The sequence below is a fragment of the Thermosipho africanus Ob7 genome, from assembly GCF_003351105.1.
GTDB lineage: Bacteria > Thermotogota > Thermotogae > Thermotogales > Fervidobacteriaceae > Thermosipho > Thermosipho africanus.
On sequence record NZ_NKRG01000003.1, the window covers coordinates 154,705 to 176,411 of the forward strand.

General features: G+C 31.2%; 25 protein-coding genes. 24 read left to right on the forward strand and 1 reads right to left on the reverse strand.

Annotated features, from left to right (window positions below; translation table 11 throughout):
- Nucleotides 1-5 precede the first annotated feature (5 nt).
- From OB7_RS04500 to OB7_RS04590, 19 genes are read left to right on the forward strand one after another with little or no spacing between them, the layout of a single operon-like run.
- The gene (locus tag OB7_RS04500; RefSeq protein ID WP_249031015.1) at nt 6-947 is read left to right on the forward strand and encodes a ThiF family adenylyltransferase; all 942 of its coding nucleotides are present in this window, start codon (nt 6-8) and stop codon (nt 945-947) included.
- Nucleotides 948-987: 40 nt separating this feature from the next.
- Entirely contained in the window at nt 988-2,037 is a 1,050-nt protein-coding gene (locus OB7_RS04505) for a YfbR-like 5'-deoxynucleotidase (RefSeq protein ID WP_114702632.1), read from the forward strand.
- Nucleotides 2,038-2,053: 16 nt separating this feature from the next.
- Nucleotides 2,054-2,662, forward strand: coding sequence for a septum site-determining protein MinC (gene minC / locus OB7_RS04510; protein WP_114702633.1), 609 nt, complete (start codon nt 2,054-2,056; stop codon nt 2,660-2,662).
- Nucleotides 2,659-5,229 carry a preprotein translocase subunit SecA gene (gene secA, locus OB7_RS04515; RefSeq protein ID WP_114702634.1) on the forward strand — a complete coding sequence of 857 codons (2,571 nt, stop codon included), beginning with the start codon at nt 2,659-2,661 and terminating at the stop codon, nt 5,227-5,229. The genes minC and secA overlap by 4 nt, the downstream gene beginning before the upstream one ends.
- 4 nt (nt 5,230-5,233) lie before the next feature.
- Nucleotides 5,234-5,953, forward strand: a complete 720-nt coding sequence (locus OB7_RS04520) for a hypothetical protein (protein ID WP_114702635.1) — start codon at nt 5,234-5,236, stop codon at nt 5,951-5,953.
- Complete coding sequence (locus OB7_RS04525) at nt 5,940-6,257, forward strand: Crp/Fnr family transcriptional regulator (protein WP_012580216.1); 318 nt, start codon at nt 5,940-5,942, stop codon at nt 6,255-6,257. Before OB7_RS04520 ends, OB7_RS04525 begins: the two co-directional genes overlap by 14 nt.
- A gap of 58 nt (nt 6,258-6,315) precedes the next feature.
- Complete coding sequence (mce, locus tag OB7_RS04530; protein WP_249031016.1) at nt 6,316-6,729, forward strand: methylmalonyl-CoA epimerase; 414 nt, start codon at nt 6,316-6,318, stop codon at nt 6,727-6,729.
- Nucleotides 6,730-6,743: 14 nt separating this feature from the next.
- Nucleotides 6,744-8,285, forward strand: a complete 1,542-nt coding sequence (locus OB7_RS04535; protein WP_114702637.1) for an acyl-CoA carboxylase subunit beta — start codon at nt 6,744-6,746, stop codon at nt 8,283-8,285.
- 10 nt (nt 8,286-8,295) lie between these two features.
- Nucleotides 8,296-8,643 (forward strand): OadG family protein, encoded by a 348-nt coding sequence (locus tag OB7_RS04540; RefSeq protein WP_114702638.1) that lies wholly within the window; start codon nt 8,296-8,298, stop codon nt 8,641-8,643.
- Nucleotides 8,616-9,023, forward strand: coding sequence for a biotin/lipoyl-containing protein (locus tag OB7_RS04545; protein ID WP_114702639.1), 408 nt, complete (start codon nt 8,616-8,618; stop codon nt 9,021-9,023). The genes OB7_RS04540 and OB7_RS04545 overlap by 28 nt, the downstream gene beginning before the upstream one ends.
- 11 nt (nt 9,024-9,034) lie before the next feature.
- Entirely contained in the window at nt 9,035-9,433 is a 399-nt protein-coding gene (locus OB7_RS04550; protein ID WP_012580211.1) for a cobalamin B12-binding domain-containing protein, read from the forward strand.
- 2 nt (nt 9,434-9,435) lie between these two features.
- A complete protein-coding gene (meaB, locus tag OB7_RS04555) occupies nt 9,436-10,311 on the forward strand; it encodes a methylmalonyl Co-A mutase-associated GTPase MeaB (RefSeq protein ID WP_004101821.1) in 876 nt (291 codons plus the stop codon).
- Between the two features lie 32 nt (nt 10,312-10,343).
- Nucleotides 10,344-11,036 carry a tetratricopeptide repeat protein gene (locus tag OB7_RS04560; RefSeq protein ID WP_004101820.1) on the forward strand — a complete coding sequence of 231 codons (693 nt, stop codon included), beginning with the start codon at nt 10,344-10,346 and terminating at the stop codon, nt 11,034-11,036.
- Nucleotides 11,037-11,045: 9 nt separating this feature from the next.
- The gene (locus OB7_RS04565; protein WP_004101818.1) at nt 11,046-11,993 is read left to right on the forward strand and encodes a PhoH family protein; all 948 of its coding nucleotides are present in this window, start codon (nt 11,046-11,048) and stop codon (nt 11,991-11,993) included.
- A complete protein-coding gene (locus OB7_RS04570; RefSeq protein WP_004101816.1) occupies nt 11,990-13,369 on the forward strand; it encodes an HDIG domain-containing metalloprotein in 1,380 nt (459 codons plus the stop codon). Before OB7_RS04565 ends, OB7_RS04570 begins: the two co-directional genes overlap by 4 nt.
- Nucleotides 13,344-13,748 carry an rRNA maturation RNase YbeY gene (ybeY, locus tag OB7_RS04575; protein ID WP_004101813.1) on the forward strand — a complete coding sequence of 135 codons (405 nt, stop codon included), beginning with the start codon at nt 13,344-13,346 and terminating at the stop codon, nt 13,746-13,748. The genes OB7_RS04570 and ybeY overlap by 26 nt, the downstream gene beginning before the upstream one ends.
- Nucleotides 13,729-14,562 carry a DMT family transporter gene (locus tag OB7_RS04580; RefSeq protein WP_114702640.1) on the forward strand — a complete coding sequence of 278 codons (834 nt, stop codon included), beginning with the start codon at nt 13,729-13,731 and terminating at the stop codon, nt 14,560-14,562. Before ybeY ends, OB7_RS04580 begins: the two co-directional genes overlap by 20 nt.
- 3 nt (nt 14,563-14,565) lie before the next feature.
- Nucleotides 14,566-15,240, forward strand: coding sequence for a DUF554 domain-containing protein (locus OB7_RS04585; protein ID WP_114702641.1), 675 nt, complete (start codon nt 14,566-14,568; stop codon nt 15,238-15,240).
- Between the two features lie 10 nt (nt 15,241-15,250).
- Nucleotides 15,251-16,039, forward strand: coding sequence for a Rossmann-like and DUF2520 domain-containing protein (locus OB7_RS04590; RefSeq protein ID WP_012580209.1), 789 nt, complete (start codon nt 15,251-15,253; stop codon nt 16,037-16,039).
- Here OB7_RS04590 and OB7_RS04595 read toward each other — a convergent pair.
- A complete protein-coding gene (locus OB7_RS04595; RefSeq protein WP_114702642.1) occupies nt 15,991-17,421 on the reverse strand; it encodes a phospho-sugar mutase in 1,431 nt (476 codons plus the stop codon). The two genes, OB7_RS04590 and OB7_RS04595, sit on opposite strands and share 49 nt — an antisense overlap.
- Before the next feature lie 214 nt (nt 17,422-17,635).
- Between OB7_RS04595 and OB7_RS04600 the strand changes: the two genes are divergently transcribed.
- The 5 genes from OB7_RS04600 to OB7_RS04620 all read left to right on the forward strand — a co-directional run bounded on the left by OB7_RS04600 (nt 17,636) and on the right by OB7_RS04620 (nt 21,706).
- Entirely contained in the window at nt 17,636-18,169 is a 534-nt protein-coding gene (locus OB7_RS04600; protein ID WP_004101799.1) for a cupin domain-containing protein, read from the forward strand.
- Between the two features lie 27 nt (nt 18,170-18,196).
- On the forward strand, nt 18,197-18,589 hold the full coding sequence (speD, locus tag OB7_RS04605; RefSeq protein WP_004101797.1) for an adenosylmethionine decarboxylase: 393 nt from the start codon (nt 18,197-18,199) through the stop codon (nt 18,587-18,589).
- A 2-nt stretch (nt 18,590-18,591) separates the two neighbouring features.
- A complete protein-coding gene (gene speE / locus OB7_RS04610; protein WP_012580207.1) occupies nt 18,592-19,491 on the forward strand; it encodes a polyamine aminopropyltransferase in 900 nt (299 codons plus the stop codon).
- A gap of 85 nt (nt 19,492-19,576) precedes the next feature.
- On the forward strand, nt 19,577-20,599 hold the full coding sequence (locus tag OB7_RS04615; RefSeq protein WP_004101794.1) for an extracellular solute-binding protein: 1,023 nt from the start codon (nt 19,577-19,579) through the stop codon (nt 20,597-20,599).
- 15 nt (nt 20,600-20,614) lie between these two features.
- On the forward strand, nt 20,615-21,706 hold the full coding sequence (locus tag OB7_RS04620) for an ABC transporter ATP-binding protein (protein ID WP_004101792.1): 1,092 nt from the start codon (nt 20,615-20,617) through the stop codon (nt 21,704-21,706).
- Nucleotide 21,707: the final 1 nt, after the last annotated feature.

Here is a 21,707-nt window from a genome sequence, read left to right on the forward strand (position 1 = left end):
GAAAGATGTTGGTAAAATTTGTCGGAAGCATAAAATATTTACTTGGTAAAAGTAGCATAGAAATTGATTTTAAAGGCGAAAATGATTTATTCAAGCAAATAAGTAAAAAGCTTAACAAAGAAGTTCTAATAAAAATAGACAAGGAAAATAAGAAAACTTTTTTGATAATAAATGACACACAACCGATAAAGTTATCTGTTGTAATACTGAATAATGGGGAAAATATATTGAGAAAAAGCAAAATAGAAGACGGCGAATTAGCAATTATATTACCGGTAGGTGGGGGGATAATGCTTGACATTTCAAGGCATAAAAAATTAATAAGCGGGTTAAATCTTAAAAATATAAAAATATTAGTGGCAGGGGCTGGAGGTTTAGGATCTACCGTCCTAAATAATCTTGTAAGATTAGGCTTTGAAAACATAATTATTTACGATCCTAAAATGATAGATCCTCCAGACCTAAACAGACAAATTCTTTATAACCAAGAAGATCTATATCAAAACAAAGCATTCACAGCATTGAAAAAACTTAAAAAAATAAACCCAAATTGCAATATTAAAGCAATAGATAAAGCTCTTCCTTCCCACTTTAATGAAAAAGTAGATATTGCTTTTGATTGTATGGACAATATTGAGGGCCGATTAGTTTTGGAAAAAATCTGCAAAAAACTACAAATACCAATGATACATGGAGCCGTCCAAGAATTTTCTGGACAGGTTACGGTAATAGTACCTGGAATTACAAAATCTCTTTTAGATATATACGAAGGATTTGACATTCAAAAAACTCCAGAGGTATTTCCTCCAACAGTTCTTGTAACTGCATCAATTCAAGTTTCTGAAGCTATCAAAATTCTTAAAGATGATTTTAAAAATGCATTGGTTAATAAAATTCTCTTTTTTAATCTGTTATATAACGACTTTGAAATTCTACAACTAAATTAAAAGTGTGTTAGAATAGATAATATAAAGGAGGTTGTTAACTTTGGGATATGGAAAACTAATCTTCATGCTTGGTAATTTATTTACAATTCAAAGGTGGAATAACAAACCTGCAATTGTTAAATTTTCCGAAGCTGATAATGCATACACTACCTTGCTAATATCATTTGCGTTAAGAGACTACTACAAATTAGATATTGAACCTTCTTTAAAATGGCGATTGAATAGAATACTTCCTAAGCTCGTACTCTCAGACGTTTCACTTGAATTAAAAGAAAGAATAGAAAGATTATCACCAGATGTCTGGGAAAAAGTGAGAGAAAAAGCTTTCTTAGAGCTATATAATATAGTTGACCAAAGCTCTATTACAAATATAACTTCAGAAGAATTTGACCCAATCGACAAATTTTCTGATATCTCAACAAGTCTTTTTGAAGCAAAGGTCAACGGAAAAGTTTTCGATTTTAACAAGCCAATAAAGGAACTTGAAGAAAAGCTCCAACCATATTTAAAAAATTTCTCTGAAGTTTCCGATATACCTAAATTAATATTTTCAATAGCCTTAAACATGATTTCAATGACAAGATGGAATAGAATGTACAGAAACATAAAGTCCACAGTTGCAGGTCATTCTTTTGTGGTTACAACAATTGCATATATTATCTCTGTACAACTTGGTCTTAGTAAAGATAAAAAAGAAGAGGTGATAAAAAAGGCACTTCTTCATGACCTTCCTGAAGCTTTTACAGGAGATGTAATAACTCCAACAAAAAAGAAAACCCCAGAACTTGATTCTCTTGTCTCTTTAGTTGAAAAACAAATGTTTAATGAATGGGTTAAAGAAAATAAATCACTTAGTCACTTAGAAAAATATGAAGATTTTGCAGCTGAACCATTTTCAGGAGATACTGGAAAAATAGTAAGGACAGCCGATCTTTTTGCTGCTTTACTTGAATGTGCTCTTGAAATTTTTTCTGGAAATAAGGAAAAATTATTCCAAAGTGTATTTTTCGACTTAAAAAAGACTTTGAAAAAATTTAATGAAATTGATCTCGGCCAATGGATTGACGAAATCGAAGAAATTGTTTTTTAGTTAGGGGGGAGCTCTCTTGTTTAACTTAAAAATCTTTAAATCTGGAATTGTTTTTTACATTGATAAATATGAAAAATTAGACACATTATTTAAAGAGATCGACAATAAAATGCATGATATAAGGCAGTTTTTTGATGATAGTGAAAAAATAATGATCAAAATTGAAAATTTTAAGGAAAAGATTAATGATATTCCTAAGATAATTGAAAAATTTGAAAGTTATAATCTAAAAGTTAAAGGAATATTGACTGAATATTATGATGAAAAAGAAACTCCAATAAAAAGAGAAGAAGATAAAGAAACAACGTTAATTATAATTAAAAATATAAGATCGGGTCAAAAACTAAATCACACAGGCCATTTAATAATTGTAGGTAATGTACATTCGGGTTCTGAAATAACTGCAAATGGTTCTATCGTAATTTTTGGCCAATGTAGTGGAGTTGTACGTGCAGGTATTAAGATTAAGCCTTCATATGTTCTTGCACTTTCAATGAACACTCCTCTAGTTCAAATTGGAGAAGTAAAACATCAGGTAAACAATAATTATAAAAATCCAGTCTTTATTTATGAAAAAGGCGGAAAATTATTTTTTGATGAGTTTAAAAAGGAGGAAGAATTGTGAAATTATTCGACAAAAATGAAAGGGTTATAAAAAAATATTGGAAAAAAGTAAATAAAATAAACAAGATAAACCTTGAAAGTAAAAATTTAACCGAATTAATTAATTCCTTGAAAACAATTAAAGAAAATATTACTCCTGAAAATATTGACGAATATATTCCAGAAGTTTTTGCAATAGTAAGAGAAGTATCCAAACGAGTAATTGGATTAAGACCATTTGATGTACAACTTATAGGTGCAATGGTTCTTCATGAGGGAAAAGTTGCAGAAATGAAAACAGGTGAAGGAAAAACTCTAGTTGCAACTATGCCAGTTGTATTAAATGCACTACTTGGAAAAGGCGTTCACCTTGTAACTGTAAACGATTATCTTGCAAAAAGAGACGCCATGTGGATGGGACCTATATATCTTGCTTTGGGACTTAGAGTAGGTGTTATAAATACACAAAACAAGTCATATGAAGTTATTTGGAAAAATGAAGAACTTGCAAAAAAGGCGTTAAATGAAAATTTGAGTGTTTGGCCTCAAGGTTTTAATGGAGAATTTCTTGAAGATGAAGCCAAAAATAAAGAAGCAGTAGAAGCTTATCAGGTTGAATTGAAGGAAATCAGCAGAAAAGAAGCATATGAGTGTGATATAACATACGGAACAAATACAGAGTTTGGGTTTGACTACTTAAGAGACAATCTTGTAATAGACCTGGAAGATAGAGTTCAAAGAGGACATTTTTATGCAATAGTGGACGAAGTAGATAGCATCCTTATAGACGAGGCAAGAACTCCTTTAATAATAAGTGGTCCATCAAAAACAAAAGCTTCAGATTATATTCGCTTCAATCAAATTGCTAAAAAACTCGTAAAAGACAAGCATTTTACTATAGACGAGCAGAAAAAATCTGTAATATTAACAGACGAAGGTATAGAATATATAGAAAAACTTTTAAATATAGAAAATCTCTATGATCCTGAACACGTGAATAAAATGTATTTCTTATTAAATGCTTTAAAAGCACATTACCTGTTTAAAAAAGATGTAGATTATATTATTCATAACGGTGAGATTGTAATAGTAGACGAATTCACAGGTAGACTTCTTCCAGGAAGAAGATACAGTGGAGGACTTCACCAAGCTATTGAAGCAAAAGAAGGAGTTAAAATCAAAGAAGAGTCGGTTACTTATGCAACTATAACATACCAGAATTACTTTAGAATGTATGAAAAACTTTCCGGTATGACAGGAACTGCTAAAACAGAGGAAGAAGAATTTAAACAAATATACGGTATGGAAGTAGTTGTTATCCCAACTCACAAACCAATGATCAGAATAGATAGAGACGATTTAATTTACAGAACAGAAGACGAAAAATTTGAGGCAGTAGTAAAAGAAATAAAAAAACGCTATGAAAAAGGGCAACCTGTTTTAGTAGGTACAACATCCATTGAAAAAAGCGAAAGATTGAGTAAAATGCTAAGCAAAGAAAAAATACCTCACAACGTTTTAAATGCAAAACATCATGAAAAGGAAGCTCAAATCGTTGCATTAGCTGGTCAAAAAGGTTCAGTTACAATTGCAACTAATATGGCTGGTAGGGGGACAGACATTAAATTAGGCCCCGGTGTAAAGGAATTAGGCGGGTTACTTATAATTGGAACTGAAAGACATGAAAGTAGAAGGATAGACAACCAACTTAGAGGTAGAGCTGGAAGACAAGGTGACCCAGGTGAATCTATATTCTTCTTGTCCTTAGAAGATGATATTATAAGAATATTTGGTGGAGAAAAACTTGAAAAAATAATGAATCTAGTAAAAATTGAAAAAGGTGAGCCAATATATCATCCTATGCTTACAAAATTAATAGAAAGGGTCCAAAAAAAGGTTGAAAGTATAAATTTTGGAATAAGAAAAAATTTACTTCAAATGGATACTGTTTTGGATACACAAAGACGAGCAATATATAGCTATAGAGAATATCTACTTTCAGGAAATATCGATGAACACTTCAACGATGCAATAGATGATTTTATTGAAAGAAGGCTCGAAGAATTTTGTGAAAAAGGCGTTTGTAATGTAGAAGAAATAAAAGAATCTTTAAAAATATTAAATATTAGCCTTGATAAACTGCCTGATACTAGAAATGAACTTAAAGAATATCTAAAAAATCTTTTAATGGAAAAATTTGAAAATAAAAAGAAAGAATTGGGAGAAGATTTCCCAAAAATTGGAAAGTTCATAGCATTGCGTGTAATAGATGAGAATTGGAGGCAGTACCTTGAAGAAGTTGAACACGTAAAAGAAGCAGTAAGCCTTAGAGCGTATGGACAAAAAGATCCAATCTTGGAATTTAAAAAGGAAACATTTAGAATGTTTGATGAGATGATGGCTAAAATATTTGAGCAAACTATAATTTATACTTTAAACATTAGAAAAATCACTGATGAAGCCGAAAAAGAGTCAGAAAACGAGCTGAAAAAAATAAATACCCAACACGATGAATTTACACTTGTAAACAGAAAAGAGAGAAGAGTTGCAGAAAAGAAAGGAAAAAAGAAATTAAAGGTCAAGAGGTGAAATAATGAAAATCCAGGGAATTATTTTTACAACTAATGAAGTACCTAGAAAACTTTATAAGCTAAAAAGTGGAAAAGTACGTGAGTTAAAAAAATCTGGACCTGTAATATTGAACCCTGGTGATTATATAGCAATTGCCGAATATTTACTGGAAATTCCTCTTTTTGGCGATGTCTCTGCTATCGAAGAATCGGAAATTGAAGAGGTAGAATTATCAGATGAATTTGAAAATATTTTAAAAAGATTAATAGAATTAAGAAAGAATAAAAATGCTGAAGAAAATTTCTCTTTAGAAGACTTCGTAATTGACGAGGAGAATATTGATAACGTAATAGAAGAAGTAGAAACGCTTTTGTCACTTACTTCAGATAATCTACCCGATGATGAAGAAGCAGCTATAAATCTAATTGAATCAATAGATGATTCAAAAATGATTACAAAAGTAAATTATATAAAAAGTTTTTTCAAAAAATTCCCAGACTCAAAACTTGGCGGAGAGCTTATATTGGATACTGCAAAGAAAGTTTATTCCACACTTGGAGATAGATATATAGCAAAACTACTTTGCAAGAAAATAATTTTACATTATTCAGATGATTTAAATTTATGCCTCAATGCACTAAATTTATTAGCACTTGTTTACAAAGAAGAAGGAAATGTAATGTGGCTTACTTATTCGGAAATTGCCAAGCATGTTGAGGTGATGTTAAATGAAAACAAATGAGATAAAAAAAGGAGAAAAAATATTTGAGGAAGGTCAAGAGGCAAATTCAGTTTATTTAATAAAGTCTGGTGAAGTAGTAGTAAAATTTGGTCAATTAGAAGAAAAACTCGAAAAAAATGACGTTATTGGAATTGAGTCACTAATTAATGAAAATTATACAGAGAGTGCAATTGCTCATACAGATGTAAAATTAACCGAATTAACTCCCGAAGAGTTTAAAGAATTATATAGTGGCACAGATGTTGAAAAAAAAGCTATTAAATCATTTACTAAAAGGACTATGAAGCTGCTTGGCTGGCTTTAATCGTAATTTTCTATATTTGATTAACCACCTTGGCAATGTTAAAATTTTAGCGGAGGTGATGATTTTGAAATCAAATAAAATAGATCATATTGGCATAGCAGTAAAAAATGCCAAAGAAAGATTAAAACTTTACAAAGATTTTCTTGGGCTTGAAGTTAGTGGAGAAGAAGAACTACCAGAAAGAGGATTAAAAGTATACTTTGTAAAAATTGGTGAAACAAGATTTGAACTGCTCGAACCTCTTAATGAAAATTCTGAAATTTCATCATTTTTAGAGAAAAAAGCTGAAGGAATTCACCATGTAGCTATTAATGTAACAGGCATTGATGAAGCTGTAGAACTTGCCAAAAATCTTGGTTTTAAACCACTTTCAGATGAGCCAAAAAAAGGTGCTGGAGGAACCAAAGTACTGTTCTTACATCCAAAAACAACTGGTGGCGTGTTGTTAGAATTAGTTGAAGGAAATCACTAAAAGGAGGAAAAACGATGGAAGAATTAATAAAAAAACTTAAAGAATTAGAAGAAAACATTGAACTTGGCGGAGGAGAAAAACAAATTGAAAAGCAACATAAAGCAGGAAAATTAACTGCAAGAGAAAGGATTGCTCTTCTATTTGACGAAGGAACTTTTGAAGAAATTGATAAATTTGTAAAACATAGAAACACTAACTTTGGACTTGATAAAAAAGAATTACCAGCAGATGGAGTAATTGTTGGAATTGGAAAAATTAATGGAAGACCTGTTGCAGCATTTTCTCAGGATTTCACAGTAATGGGTGGCTCTTTAGGAGAAATGCATGCAAAAAAAATCGTTAAAATAATGGATCTTGCAATGAAACTTGGCATACCAATTATAGGAATTAACGATTCAGGTGGCGCAAGAATACAAGAAGGCGTTGATGCCTTGTACGGTTATGGTGAAATATTCTTTAGAAATACCCTTGCTTCAGGTGTAATACCTCAAATTACAATTATTGCCGGTCCCTGCGCTGGAGGTGCAGTCTATTCACCAGCAATTACTGATTTTGTAATAATGGTTGACAAAACTGCTCAAATGTTCATCACAGGCCCAAATGTAATTAAAGCAGTTACAGGCGAAGAAATAAGTAAAGAAGATCTTGGAGGAGCTTTCATTCACAATTCAAAAAGTGGAAATGCACACTTTGTAGCACAAAGCGATGAAGATGCAATCAATATTGCAAAAAAATTACTTTCATATATTCCTCAAAATAACATGGAAGAACCGTTATTAACATCTTCTACACAAGATTTAGATATTGATGACTCAATACTCAATATTGTTTCACCAGATTCTAAAAAAGGATACGATGTTAAAAATGTAATTAAAAAAATTGTGGATAATGGCGAATTCTTAGAAGTTCACGAACATTTTGCAAAGAATATAGTAGTAGGTTTTGCAAGGATAAATGGTTATCCAGTAGGTATAATTGCAAATCAACCAAATGTATTTGCAGGTGTTCTTGACATTGATTCTTCAGACAAAGCTGCAAGATTTATAAGATTCTTAGATGCATTTAATATTCCTATTGTCACATTTGTAGACACTCCAGGATATCTTCCTGGCACAAAACAAGAACACGGTGGAATAATACGTCACGGAGCTAAATTACTTTATGCCTATAGTGAAGCAACTGTTCCAAAAATAACAATAATATTAAGGAAAGCCTTCGGTGGAGCATATATAGCAATGGGAAGTAAACACCTTGGTGCAGACTTTGTTGCAGCTTGGCCAACAGCCGAAATTGCAGTTATGGGACCTGAAGGTGCTGCAAATATTATTTTTAAACGCGACATCGAAATTTCTGAAAATCCTGAAGAAACCAGAAAACAAAAGATTGAAGAATATAAAAATGCATTTTCAAACCCATATGTGGCTGCTTCAAGAGGTTATATTGACGCAGTAATTGATCCAAGACAAACTAGAAGATTTATTGCTCAATCTCTAGAATACGGAAAAACAAAAGTTGAACCAAGGCCAAAGAAAAAGCATGGAAATATACCATTATGAGGTGAAATAAATGCAAATGTTTATAATTACCTTCATAGGTCTAGTAACGGTATTTTTAATATTTTTTATCCTATATTTCGTTTTCTTGCTTTTTGGATTTTTTTCAAAAAAAGCTTCCATGAAACTACCTAAAAAAATTCACTCTCAAGAAGTAACAAACGAAAAAAATATTCTACTTGAGAGTGAAGAAAGTGAAGAAGAAATCGCAGCTGTCATGGCTGCTATATACGCGTTAATGGGGAGTAATATAAGAATAATATCTGTATCAAAGAAAAACAGAAAAAGAGAATGGACCTTCTGGAAAAAAACTGGATGGAGAGGTGTAAAAGGATGGTCAGAAAGTTCAAGGTTAGAGTAAACGGAAAAGAATACACAGTAGAAGTTGAAGAATTAGGTGGCGCTCAATCGATACAGAGTGTTCCAACCCCTGAGCCAGTTGTCGAAAATGAAACAAAGTCAATACAAACTCAATCAACTGTTGAAGAAAAAACTGCTCCAAAACAAGAAGTAGCAAGCCCATCTTCTGGAGCAAAAATTGTTGCTCCAATGTCAGGAATAGTATTAAAAGTTTTAGTTTCAGCCGGGCAAAAAATTAATTCAGGTGATAAAGTAGCCATTTTAGAAGCTATGAAAATGGAAAATGAAATTATTTCTGAATTTTCAGGAACTGTTAAAAATGTATTGGTTAAAGAAGGAGACAACGTAGATACAGGTCAAGTATTAATTGAACTTGAATAGGGGGAGAAAAAATGGAAAAAAAGATAAGAGTATTAATTGCTAAACCAGGGCTTGATGGTCATGATAGAGGAGCTAAAGTTGTCTCAAAAGCTTTGAGAGATGCTGGTATGGAAGTAATATATACAGGTCTTAGACAAACTCCCGAACAAATAGTCAAAGCTGCAATCCAAGAAGATGTTGATGTTATAGGACTTTCAATACTTTCTGGGGCACATATGAGTATTTGCAAAAAAGTATTAGATCTTATGAAAGAAAATGATATAGAAAATATTCCTGTATTTGTCGGTGGAATAATTCCAGAAGATGATGCAAGAGAACTAAAAAAAATGGGAATAAAAGAGGTTTTTGGACCTGGAACACCTCTTTCAACAATTGTTGAAAAAATAAAAGGACTTTTTGCGGAGGTATAGAATTGAAAGAATTAATTGAAAAATTAAAACAAAAAGATCAAAAAGCACTGGCAAAACTTATAACGTATGTTGAAAACAATGAAGATACATCTTTTATAGAAGAATTGCCATCTTCAGGGTCAAAAATTATTGGAATTACTGGAAGTCCTGGCGCAGGAAAAAGCTCACTTGTCGATGCTATTATTACAAAGCTAAGAGAGACTGGTAAAACTGTAGGTATTATTGCAATCGACCCTTCCAGCCCTTTCACGGGCGGTGCATTCTTAGGTGATAGAATAAGAATGAAAAAGCATTTTCTGGACGATGGAGTTTTTATCAGAAGCATGGGTAGTGGTAATAGTCTTGGCGGGCTTAATGAGAGTATATTTGATGTAATAAAATTAATGGATGCATTTGGTTTTGATTATATACTTATAGAAACTGTTGGGGCAGGGCAAAGCGAAATTGACATTGTATTTGCATCGGATGTGGTAATATTGGTTTTATCTCCAGGAAATGGTGATGAAATTCAACTATTAAAGGCTGGTATAATGGAAATCGGTGATATTTATGTTATAAATAAAGCAGATTTAGATGGTGCAAATTCTCTAAAAGTACAATTGGAATATACATTATCATTTTCCAATGTTAAAAAACCTATCATAGAAACTATTGCAACTTCTGGAGTAGGAGTAGAAAAATTAGTTGAGAGTATAAACGATTGTTTTAATAATTTTTCAAAAAATGGAGAATTAAAAAAACGTCTAAATAGAAGGATAAAAAAACATGCTGAAACAATTGTTTTAAAGAAAGTCAAACATATTATCAATAGCAAAGAAACCAAGAGTGTATCATCATTAGTAGAAGAAACAATAAAAAGTTTGTGTAATATGGTATAATTGCTTAAAAACGGGGGATAGGGGGAGTTTCTATGAAAAAAGTTGCTCTTATTTTTTTGATTCTTTTATCTAGTGTATTTTTCTCAAATAGTCTTGAAGAAAATTTTATAAAAGCAAGGAATTTTCATGACATTGACCTAATAAAAGATGTTATATCAACTGCAAAAAAAGAACAAAATAATGTTATTTACGCAGAAGCCTTGATGGAATACGCTCTATGGGGAGATTCTGAAGATAAAGAAAAGTTGTATACTGAAGCACTTGAAGTGATTAAAAAAGAAATTGAAAAAGATCCAAATAACGGTAGAGCATATTATGTTGCAGGCGCTATAGTTGGAAGGTTGGCTCAGTATAAAGGAATCGTTCAAAGTCTTTTTATGTTAAATGATTTTGACAACTACATTGAAAAGGCTATTGAAATTCTTGATGATAACTTTTATAAAGGACTTGCATTAATTGCAATGGGAATGAGGTTTAGAGATGTTCCATGGCCTTTGAGAAGCTATAAAAAAGCAGAAAAATATTTGCTTGATGCCTTGGAAATTCTTCCAAATTACCCAAATATACATCTAGAACTTGGGAAGTTATACGAAAAAATGGGAAAGGTTGAAGAGGCAAAAAAAGAGTATGAAATAGTTATAAATTCAAATGCTCATCCACTGTTAAATGCTACACATGAAGAAGCAAAAGAAGAAGCAAGGCAACTTTTGCAAAATTTAAAGTGAGGTGCTTACGTGTTAAAAAAGATATCTATTCCAAAAGACGTATTTGTCGTTGAAGTGTTTGGGCAATACGATAATAGACTGAGATACTTGAAAAAGAAATTCGGACTTGAAATTAGTTTAAGAGGAAATGATATTTTCATTCGAGGTGATGACGAAAAGAAAATTGAAATTGTAGAAAGTATAATAAAAGAGATGATTAATATTACACGTGATGGTCATTTGTTAGATAAGCATGAATTTGAATACCTTGTTTCTGAAAAAGAAGAGGAAACTCAAGAAGAAGCTCTTTCAAATGTTGTTACAAAAACTATTGCTCGAGGCAGGGTAAAACCAAAAACAAAGGGGCAAAAGGCCTATATTGATGCGGTAGAAAAAAATGATATAGTATTTGTAATTGGACCTGCTGGGACTGGAAAGACGTACCTCGCCTCTGCACTTGCTGTAGATTATTTAAGAAGTGGAAAAGTTAGTAGAATAATATTAACACGTCCTGCAGTTGAAGCAGGGGAAAAGCTTGGTTTTTTACCAGGTGATCTTTCTGAAAAAGTTGATCCTTATCTAAGGCCACTATTTGATTCATTAATGGATATGTTGCCACTCGAAAAGTTTATATCTTATAGAGAAAAAAATATAATAGAAATCGCACCTCTTGCATATATGAGAGGCAGAACTTTAAATAATGCATTTATAATACTTGATGAAGCTCAGAATACAACTTATGAACAAATGAAAATGTTTCTAACAAGAATTGGCTTTAATTCAAAGGCGATTATAACGGGAGACATAACACAGATTGATATTAAAGAAAATTCAGGACTTGTAATGGCAGAAAAAATTCTTAAAGGAATTGAAGGTATTGGTTTTGTCTATCTTAGCGAAGCAGACGTTGTTAGACATCCTCTTGTAAAAAAAATAATAAAAGCTTATGAAGTTTATGAAAAAGGGGTAAAAGAGTGAAAAAAATACCGTTAAAAAACTTTGATGGTGTAATTGTTTCTTTTATTACTGTTGCTTTATTAAATTTTTTTGATTTTAATATTATAAAAGCAATTTACGAACTTATTTTTTTAATTATTATTTGGTATTTAGTAATAGAAAAAGTGTTTGAAGAAGTCTTTTATTTTAAATTACACAAAATATACAAAAATACTTTTTATTTCCTTTTTATTTTTGGAGTATTTATAACTTATATTTCAATTAAGCGCTTTGATTTAACACTTTCTCCTTTTCTAATATCTTCTTTGCTTCTAACGCTATTAACTTCTTATATAGTTGGGTTTTCAGCAGGAATACTGCAAAGTATTTTAATAGCTTTCCATATAAATGATTTTTATAGCGCTATATACATGATATCTCAAATATTATTAATGAACTATTTGATAAGGAATATAAACAGAAGAATAGAGATTGCTAAATCTGCCGTTTTCACCTCTTTGCTATCGTTTGCATTACTTCTTGATCAAATCCCTCTAAAACCTTTATATTTAAATATCTACGACATTTCCTATGGAGTTCTAAATCCTTTCATTTCAACTATAATAATACTTGGTACACTACCATATATAGAATATTTTACAAGAATATACTCGAATATCGGGCTTTCAGAACTTGCAAACATGAATCATCCACTTTTAAAAAGACTGTCTCTTCAAGCACCTGGAACATATTATCACAGTATTATGGTAGCAACCCTTGCTGAAGCAGCAGCAGAAAGGATTGGTGCTAATTCAACTTTTGCACGTGTTGCCTCATATTTTCATGACATAGGTAAAATGATAAGGCCTTATTTCTTTGTAGAAAATATTCCAGACAATCAAGAAAATCCTCATGATAGCATAAGTCCTTTCTTAAGTCATCTTATTCTAGAAGACCATGTTAAATCAGGTATAGAATTAGCAAGAAAATATAGACTTCCTCTAACGATAGAATTTATAATACCGCAGCATCACGGTACAAGAGTACAAAAATATTTTTATCATAAAGCAAAAGAACTTGAAGAAAATGTATCTGAAGATTCATTTAGATATCCTGGTCCAAAACCTCAATTCAAAGAAGCTGGAATAATAATGCTTGCCGATAGTGTTGAAGCTGCATTAAAGAGTTTAAATTCTTCAAATTATCAGAGAATAAAAGACTTGGTAGAAAATATTGTTTCATCTATTTACAACGAAAGGCAATTAGATGAATCTGGGTTAAATCTAAAAGAATTGGAATTGATAATAGATGAATTTATAAAAGTTATTGTAAACATAACAAAAGCAAGAATAGAGTATCCTAAAGAAGAGATAAAAAAGGTGGTGCAGGCAAATGGTGACAACAAACAAACAAATTGAAGAAGGATACTTAAAATATATGGATGAAATTCTAAAAACCGAGATTGGCAAAGATGTTAATGTAAATTTAGTCTTTATTGATAAAGGAGAAATTGAAAGATTAAACAACCAGTATAGAAATATAAATGCTCCAACGGATGTACTAACTTTTGTATACGGAGATGATGATTTATATGCAGAAATATTCGTATGTGAAGATGTTATAAAAGAAAATGCCGAGAAATTTTATAATACCTTTGAAAAGGAATTACTTACAGTTTTAATACACGCAGCATTGCATGTAGCAGGCTATGACCATGAATATGATACAACCAATGCAAAAGAAATGTTTCAAAAACAAGAAGAGTACTTAAAAAAATATGATGTGGATAACAATTAGAATTATTTTGCTAGGTTTTGAAAGAATATTTGGAAAAATCTTAACTAAAAATTCTTCCCCAATTATATCTGCATGGGGATTTTTCGGTTTTTCAACTTTAATGTTTTTGCCTTTTATAAACTATCTCAGTTTTGATATAATAAAAGTATCTTTAATAAGTGGAACGATCTATTCTTTTTCTTTTTTCTTATATATGTATGCACTATCAAAAGAAGATGTTTCAGTTGTTGCACCACTTTATAATATTAACGCTATATTTTTAATTTTCATTAGCTTTTTGTTTTTAAGTGAAAAAATTACCATACAAAAAATTGTTGGTAGCATTTTAATGATATACGGTGTTTCATATCTAAAAAAAGAAAAATCAATCTCAAGTTCATACAAAAATATATTAAAAAGTAAAGGCGCACTTGCTATGATTATTTCTTCCCTACTCATGGCCATAGGTAGAGTCGTCGATGGGTTTCTTACCACATCATTTAACAAACTTGGCTATTCCCTTGGAGTTTATTTAATAATTACGATATACTTTTTTACTGTAAGCCTTTTATCACATAAAAATGTAAAGGTACATATAGACTATACAAAGAAAAATATAATATATCTATTATTAGGTGGTTTTTGTAATGCATATGCATATTTTGCGCTGCTCATGGCCTTCAAATACATGGATGTTAGCATTGCAGAACCTGTATCAATGATTTCAGCATTAGTTTCTGTACTATTTTCTTACATTTTCTTTAAAGAAAAAATTAAAGTGAGAATATTTGGAACAATTTTATTAATCTCAGGGGCATTTGTAATATACCTTTAGGAGGTGAAAAATATACTTACTCCTGTTGTAAATGCAATAGCAGTTGTCATAGGAAGTTTAATTGGAATGATCCTAAAAAAAGGATTTCCGGAAAATATTAGAAAAATTCTATTTTTGGCAGTCGGGCTAAGCACAATTGGTATGGCTATAAATATGATAATAAAGGCCAATAACTTTTTAATAGTGTTAGGATCTATGGTTATTGGTGGAATAATAGGAGAATTAATAAATATAGAAGATAAATTAAAAAAAATTGGCGATAGTATTAAAGAAGGGGATTTTTCAACAGGTTTTGTAGCATCTTCAATTCTTTTTTTAGTAGGACCGCTAACAATTGTAGGATCAATTACCGCAGGTCTTACCAAAGATGGTTCTTTGATTTATATGAAATCACTACTTGATGGAATTTCTTCAATAGTTCTCTCATCAATATACGGACTTGGGGTTATGTTATCTGCTATTTCGGTATTATTGGTTCAAGGTACTATAGTGCTTCTTTCTTCAAAACTTTCTTTTTTGACAAATCCTTTGTATTTAAATGATTTAGTTGCAGTAGGTGGAGTAATGGTACTTGGTATAGGATTAAAGATACTTGATATAAAGGATACAAAAGTTGGAAATTTTCTTCCAGCACTTTTTATATCACCAATATTAAGTTTTTTAACTAGCTTATTTTAGGGGGGAAATTATGAAAATAAACATAGTTGGAATTGGAAAGGTAACTACTGCTATTTTATTCAATTTAAAAGATAAAGTAGATATTGGGTACATAGTTTCAAGGGACTTAAACAAGGCAAAAAAACTTTCTGATGAACTTGGAAAAGGCATTCCAGTAACATACAATGACAATTTTAAATTTGAAGATATAGTACTTGTAGGTTTAAACGACTCAACTTTACCAGATTCTGTTGACCTAATTAAAAATTTTGTTTCTGAAGGTAACACTGTAATCCATTTTAGCGGATTCCATCCCTCAACAATATTTCCAAAAGAGTGGAATCCAGCATCGATGCATCCTAATTGCCCTGTTTTAGGTAAAGAAACAAGTTTTAAAGATATTGTATTTGGAATTGAGGGAAATACAAAAATTACAAAAGAAATAGTAAACTTACTTGGTGGAAAATATTTTGAAATACCTTCTGAGTCAAAAGTTCTCTATCATCTTTCTGCTGTTTTAATGAGCAACTTTCCACTTGCACTTGTATATCTTGCAGAAAAATTTTATAAAAACGCAAATTTACCACATGAAATGTTCCTTGAAGTTATGGAAAGTCTTCTAAAAACAACAATTGAAAATGTTAAAAAAAATGGGACCTTAAACTCTATAACTGGTCCCATTTACAGAGAGGATGTTGATATTGTAAACGTTGAAATGGAAATATTTTGTAGTACTTTTCCTGAGTTATGCAATCTTTTTGATGGATTTATTCAGATCATACTCTCAATGAAAGAAGAAAAGGAATCTGAAAGTTCTTGAAGTCTTTTTTCAGCATATTCTCTATTATCTGAGTGAACCATAACATAAGCTTTTAGTTTTGGTTCAGTTCCAGATGGTCTAACAAAAATAGATGCATCTTCAAATTCTAACTTTATAGTTTCATTAGGTTCAATATCTTTGTATCCCTTTGAATAATCTACTATATTAGCATCAAATGGGATATTCCCTGCTTTAATTTTTTCATAAAGTTTTTTTGCAATTGAAAGTTCTTTGAATTTAAAATTCAACAATTTTTCAAAATAATATCCATATTTTTCATACAAATGATTCAATCTTTCAATTAAATCATAGTGTTTTGCAACAGATGCAATCAAAGCAGAACCTATTACTGCATCTTTGTCTCGTGCTATATCACCTGTAAGATATCCACAACTTTCCTCAAAACCAAATAAAAATTTATATCTACTTTTTTCTGCAAGATCTCCAATAAATTTAAACCCTGTCGGAGTCTCAAATAGCTTTACTCCTTTTTCATCACATATTGGCTTTACCATATTAGTAGTAACAATAGTTTTTACAATCATCGATGATTCATCTGCATCTTTTAATAAATAATCTGCTATTAAAACTCCTACTTGATTTCCAGTAAGTCTTTTACCTTTCCAAACAACCCCCACTCTATCACAATCTGGATCAGTAGCTATTGCTAAATCTGCACCGTACTGTTTTTGATATTTATATAACAACACCAACGCTTCATCATCCTCAGGATTTGGTGTAGTAACCGTTGGAAAATTACCATCTGGAACCATTTGTTCTTCTACTTTAATAACTTCTGCTCCCAATTTTTCTAAAACTTTAACTACAGGGAATGCACCTGTACCATGAAGAGGAGTATAAAGTACCTTAAGACCACTCAAATCTGTAGAAATTAATTCTACTACTTTATCAATATAAACATTTAAAATATTATCTCCAACAAATTCATAATTTTCTGATAAATTTATTGGTAAATTCCAAGCGTTTTCTACATACCTTGATAATACATTAGTTACACTTGGTACTGCCTGAACTCCGTTTGAAGTATAAACTTTGTAACCATTATATTCTGGTGGATTATGACTTGCTGTAATTACAACTCCCATGTCATATTTTAGATATCTAACTGCAAACGATAAAACAGGTGTTGGTACAGGTCTATCAAAAATTTTAACTTCGTGATTATCCGCAGAAAAAACTTGAGCTGCTAATTCTGCAAATTTTCTTGAATTGTTTCGAGTATCGTATGCTATTATAACTTTGTTAAGATTATTATCTTTCATGTAATTTGAAACACCCTTACTTGCAACCATAACAGTTTTCTCATCAAATTCTCCCTCTCTCATAACTCCACGTATTCCACCAGTACCAAACAATATCACTATCTTCTCCCCCTTTCGTTATTCTATTTATTTATTATACATTATACATGACTACTTTCAAATAACAACTTTCCATACGTACGGTATCAATATCAAATTTGTTACATTAAAGTTACCCTTTTTTCACACAAAAAATAGCAAAATGGTTATATAATATGTTCTGTATCATAGACATATTTTGTTCAGTATTATAGACATCACATGGGGTGGGATATTGAAATTAGGTAAGAAAATAAAGACTTTACGCATTGCAAGGGGGTACACGCAAGAAGAGCTAGCAGACAGATGTGATCTTTCAAGGAGCTTTATTTCTCAACTCGAAAATGATCAAGTATCACCTTCAATAGACACTTTAGAAAGGATTTTAAGAGTTTTAGGTAGCGATTTAAAAACTTTCTTTTCTACAGATAAAAGACAAGAAAAGATAGTTTTTAAAGCAAGCGAAAGAGTTCCAATGTACCTGGATGAATACGGAATAAAAGGATATATACTCATGGACAATATCGAAGATAAATCGATTGACCCGAAACTTATTGAATTAGCACCAGGTGCTGAGACAGAAGAAGAAGATCCACATGAAGGCGATGAATTTGGATACGTAATAAGTGGGAAGTTGGAATTAATTTTAGATGGAAAAGTATATAAAGTAAATCAAGGCGACTGTTTTTACTACTGTTCAGATAGGAAACATAAAATAAGAAATCCATATGAAAAGAGCGTAAAATTTCTCTGGATAGATATTGAATAAAAAATCTTTAAAAGGGGAGGGATTGTTATGAAAAGCTTAGGAAGACATATCATAGCAGAATTTTATGACTGTGACAAGGAAATTCTTGACAATGTTGAAAAAATTGAGCAATCAATGAAAAATGCAGCGTATGAAACTGGTGCTACGCTAGTTAACTCCTCATTCCATAGATTCCTCCCTTACGGAGTAAGTGGAGTAGTAGTTATATCAGAATCTCATTTAACAATCCATACATGGCCTGAATACGGTTACGCCGCTGTAGATTTGTTTACATGTGGAGATGATGTAGATCCATGGAAGGCTTTTACATATCTTAAAGAAGTTTTGAAATCCCAAAGAGTACATGTTGTAGAACATTTAAGGGGGAAATACGACGAAATAGGAATTCCAGAAAATTCCCCGCATAAAATGGAGGTGTAAGTATGTCCGAAAAAAAAATAATCGATGGAATGCAATATGGCTTTGTACCTAATAGACATCTCTGGTACTTTGAATATTACACTCCAGGTAATTGTGGTATTTTCATGAAAATGAATAAACATCTTTATAGTGCACAAAGTAAATATCAAAGAATAGATATTTTCGAAACGGATTTCTTTGGTAGAGTCTTTTCATTAGATGGAATTACAATGACTACAGAAAAGGATGACTTTTTCTACCACGAAATGCTAGTTCATGTACCAATGTTCATGCATCCAAACCCAAAAAAGGTATTAGTAATTGGTGGCGGTGACGGTGGAAGTGTAAGAGAAGTATTGAAACACAAAAGTGTAGAAAAAGTTATAATGTGTGAAATTGACGAAATGGTTGTCGAAGCAGCAAAAAAATATCTTCCTGTCACAGCTTCAAAATTGGATGACCCAAGGGTAGAACTTGTCTTTGAAGATGGTTCTCAATTTGTAAGGAATTTTAAAAATGAATTTGATGTAATTATAATTGATTCAACAGATCCAACAGCAGGTGAAGGAGGGCACCTATTTACTGAAGATTTTTACAAAGCATGTTTTGATGCTCTCAAGGAAAATGGTACTTTTTCTGCTGAATCAGAAGATTGGTTATATGATGGTGCATGGTTAAGACTTGCATATTCTAGAATAAAGAAAGTATTCCCTGTTACAAAACTATACCTTGGATTTATGCCAACTTATCCAAGTGGTATGTGGGGTTACACATTTGCATCAAAAGGAGTTGATCCTATTAAAGATTTTGATCCTGAAAAAGTTAAGAACTTTGGCGAAGAATTAAAATATTACAACGAAGAAATTCATAAAGCTGCATTTGCCTTGCCAACTTTCTTAAAAAAGGAATTAGAGAATTTATAATGTATAAATCAATTTAATAATTTGTTGGATGGACAAGTCGTCCATCCATTTTTATTGAAAAAATATAGTGAAGGAGGTTGAAAAAATGAAAAAATTTTGGATTACTTTAATATTAATTGCCGTCGTCGTAGTTGTTACATTTGTTGCTATTCCTAAAAAGAAAGTACTTTACATATACAACTGGGAAGAATATATTCCAGAAGAGGTAATTAAATCTTTTGAAGAAAAATACAATTGTAAAGTGGTTTACGATTCTTTTGCTTCGAATGAAGAAATGTATGCAAAAATCAAAGCTGGTGGTGGGGGATACGATATAGTTTTCCCATCGGGAGATCACGTATCAATAATGAAAAAAGAAGGTTTGTTATTAAAATTAGATCTTTCAAAAATACCTAATTTTAAATATCTAGACAAAGAAATCCTTTCAAAAACAATTTATGATCCAAATCACGAATATAGCGTACCATACATGCTAGGATCAACAGGAATTGCTGTTAACAAAAAATATGTTAAAGATTATGAACATTCATGGGCTATATTTGAAGATGAAAGATTGAAAGGAAAAATGACACTTCTTGACGATATGAGAGAAGTATTTGGTGGAGCATTAAAATATCTAGGGTATTCTGTTAATACAACAAATCCTAAAGAAATAGAAGAAGCAAAACAATTGATACTTAAATGGAAAAAAAATATTGTAAAATTTGATGCATCTTCATATGCAAATGGAATAGTGAATGGTGAATACTGGGTAGTTCATGGATACGGTGAAGATATATTCCAGAGAGTTCCAGAAGGTGAAGAAGATAATTTTGATTTCTTTATTCCAAAAGAAGGTGGAACTTTATGGATCGATAACATGGTTATACTCAAAGATGCAAAAAATGTTGACCTTGCATACAAATTTATAAATCACATTCTTGATCCTAAAAATGCTGCAATAATTGCCGAATTTTTAGGACTTCCTTCACCAAATACAGAAGCAAGAAAATATATTACAAGTGAACCTATTTATACTTTAGAAGATCTCAAAAACTGTGAATTTATAAATGATTTAGGCGATGCAATAGAATTATATAACAAAGCATGGCAAGAAATAATTATGTAAATAAGGTGAAAAAGAATGATAGGAAGTCACGTATCAATTAAAGGTATTAATAAATGGTTTGGAGATTTTCAAGTATTAAAAAATGTTAACCTTGAAGTCAAGAAGGGAGAATTTTTCTCCCTTCTTGGTCCTTCAGGTTGTGGTAAAACAACTCTTTTGAGAATAATAGCAGGTCTTGAAAACGCTGATGAAGGAGATATAAAATTTGACAATGTTTCTATTCTTTCTATACCTCCTCATAAAAGACCTGTAAATACAATTTTCCAAAACTATGCACTCTTTCCACATTTAAACGTATTTGAAAATATTGCCTTTTCACTGAGGTTAAAAAAATATTCAGAAAATGAAATTAAAGAAAAAGTTGAAAAATTACTAAATTTAATTAGATTGGAAGAACATGCATATAAAAAACCTAACCAACTCTCAGGTGGTCAAAGACAAAGAGTAGCCATTGCAAGAGCTCTTGCAAATGAACCAAAAGTTCTCTTACTTGACGAACCTGTAAGTGCACTTGATGCTAAACTTAGACAGGAATTATTGATTGAGCTTGACAATCTTCACGATCAAGTTGGAATAACTTTCATATATGTAACTCACGATCAGGCAGAAGCAATAAGCATTTCTGACCATGTTGCTGTAATGAATGAAGGAAAAATAGTGCAATATGGTACACCATATGAAATTTATGAAAGTCCCGCCGATAAATTTGTTGCAACATTTATTGGTGAGACAAACTTAATGAAAGCTATTGTTTTAGAAATTAATGAAGAATTGCTAAAGATCGAAGCACCCGGTATAGGAGAATTCTATTGTTATAAAGATAAAGAAGTAAAGGAAAAAAATCAAATACTTCTCACCTTACGGCCTGAAAAGATTAAAATTTCTAAAAAGCCTTTAACCGGTAAAAATGTATTTCACGGAATTATTGAAGAAGAAATTTACATGGGATATCAAACAAGATACTTTGTAAAACTTGACAATGGTTTTATTTTAAGAGTATACAAACAACATGTAAATTATCTTCTCGATGAACCTATTTTGACTTGGAAAGACGAAGTATTTGTTAGCTGGGATCCAAACGACAGTTTTATTGTTGAGGTGAACTAAT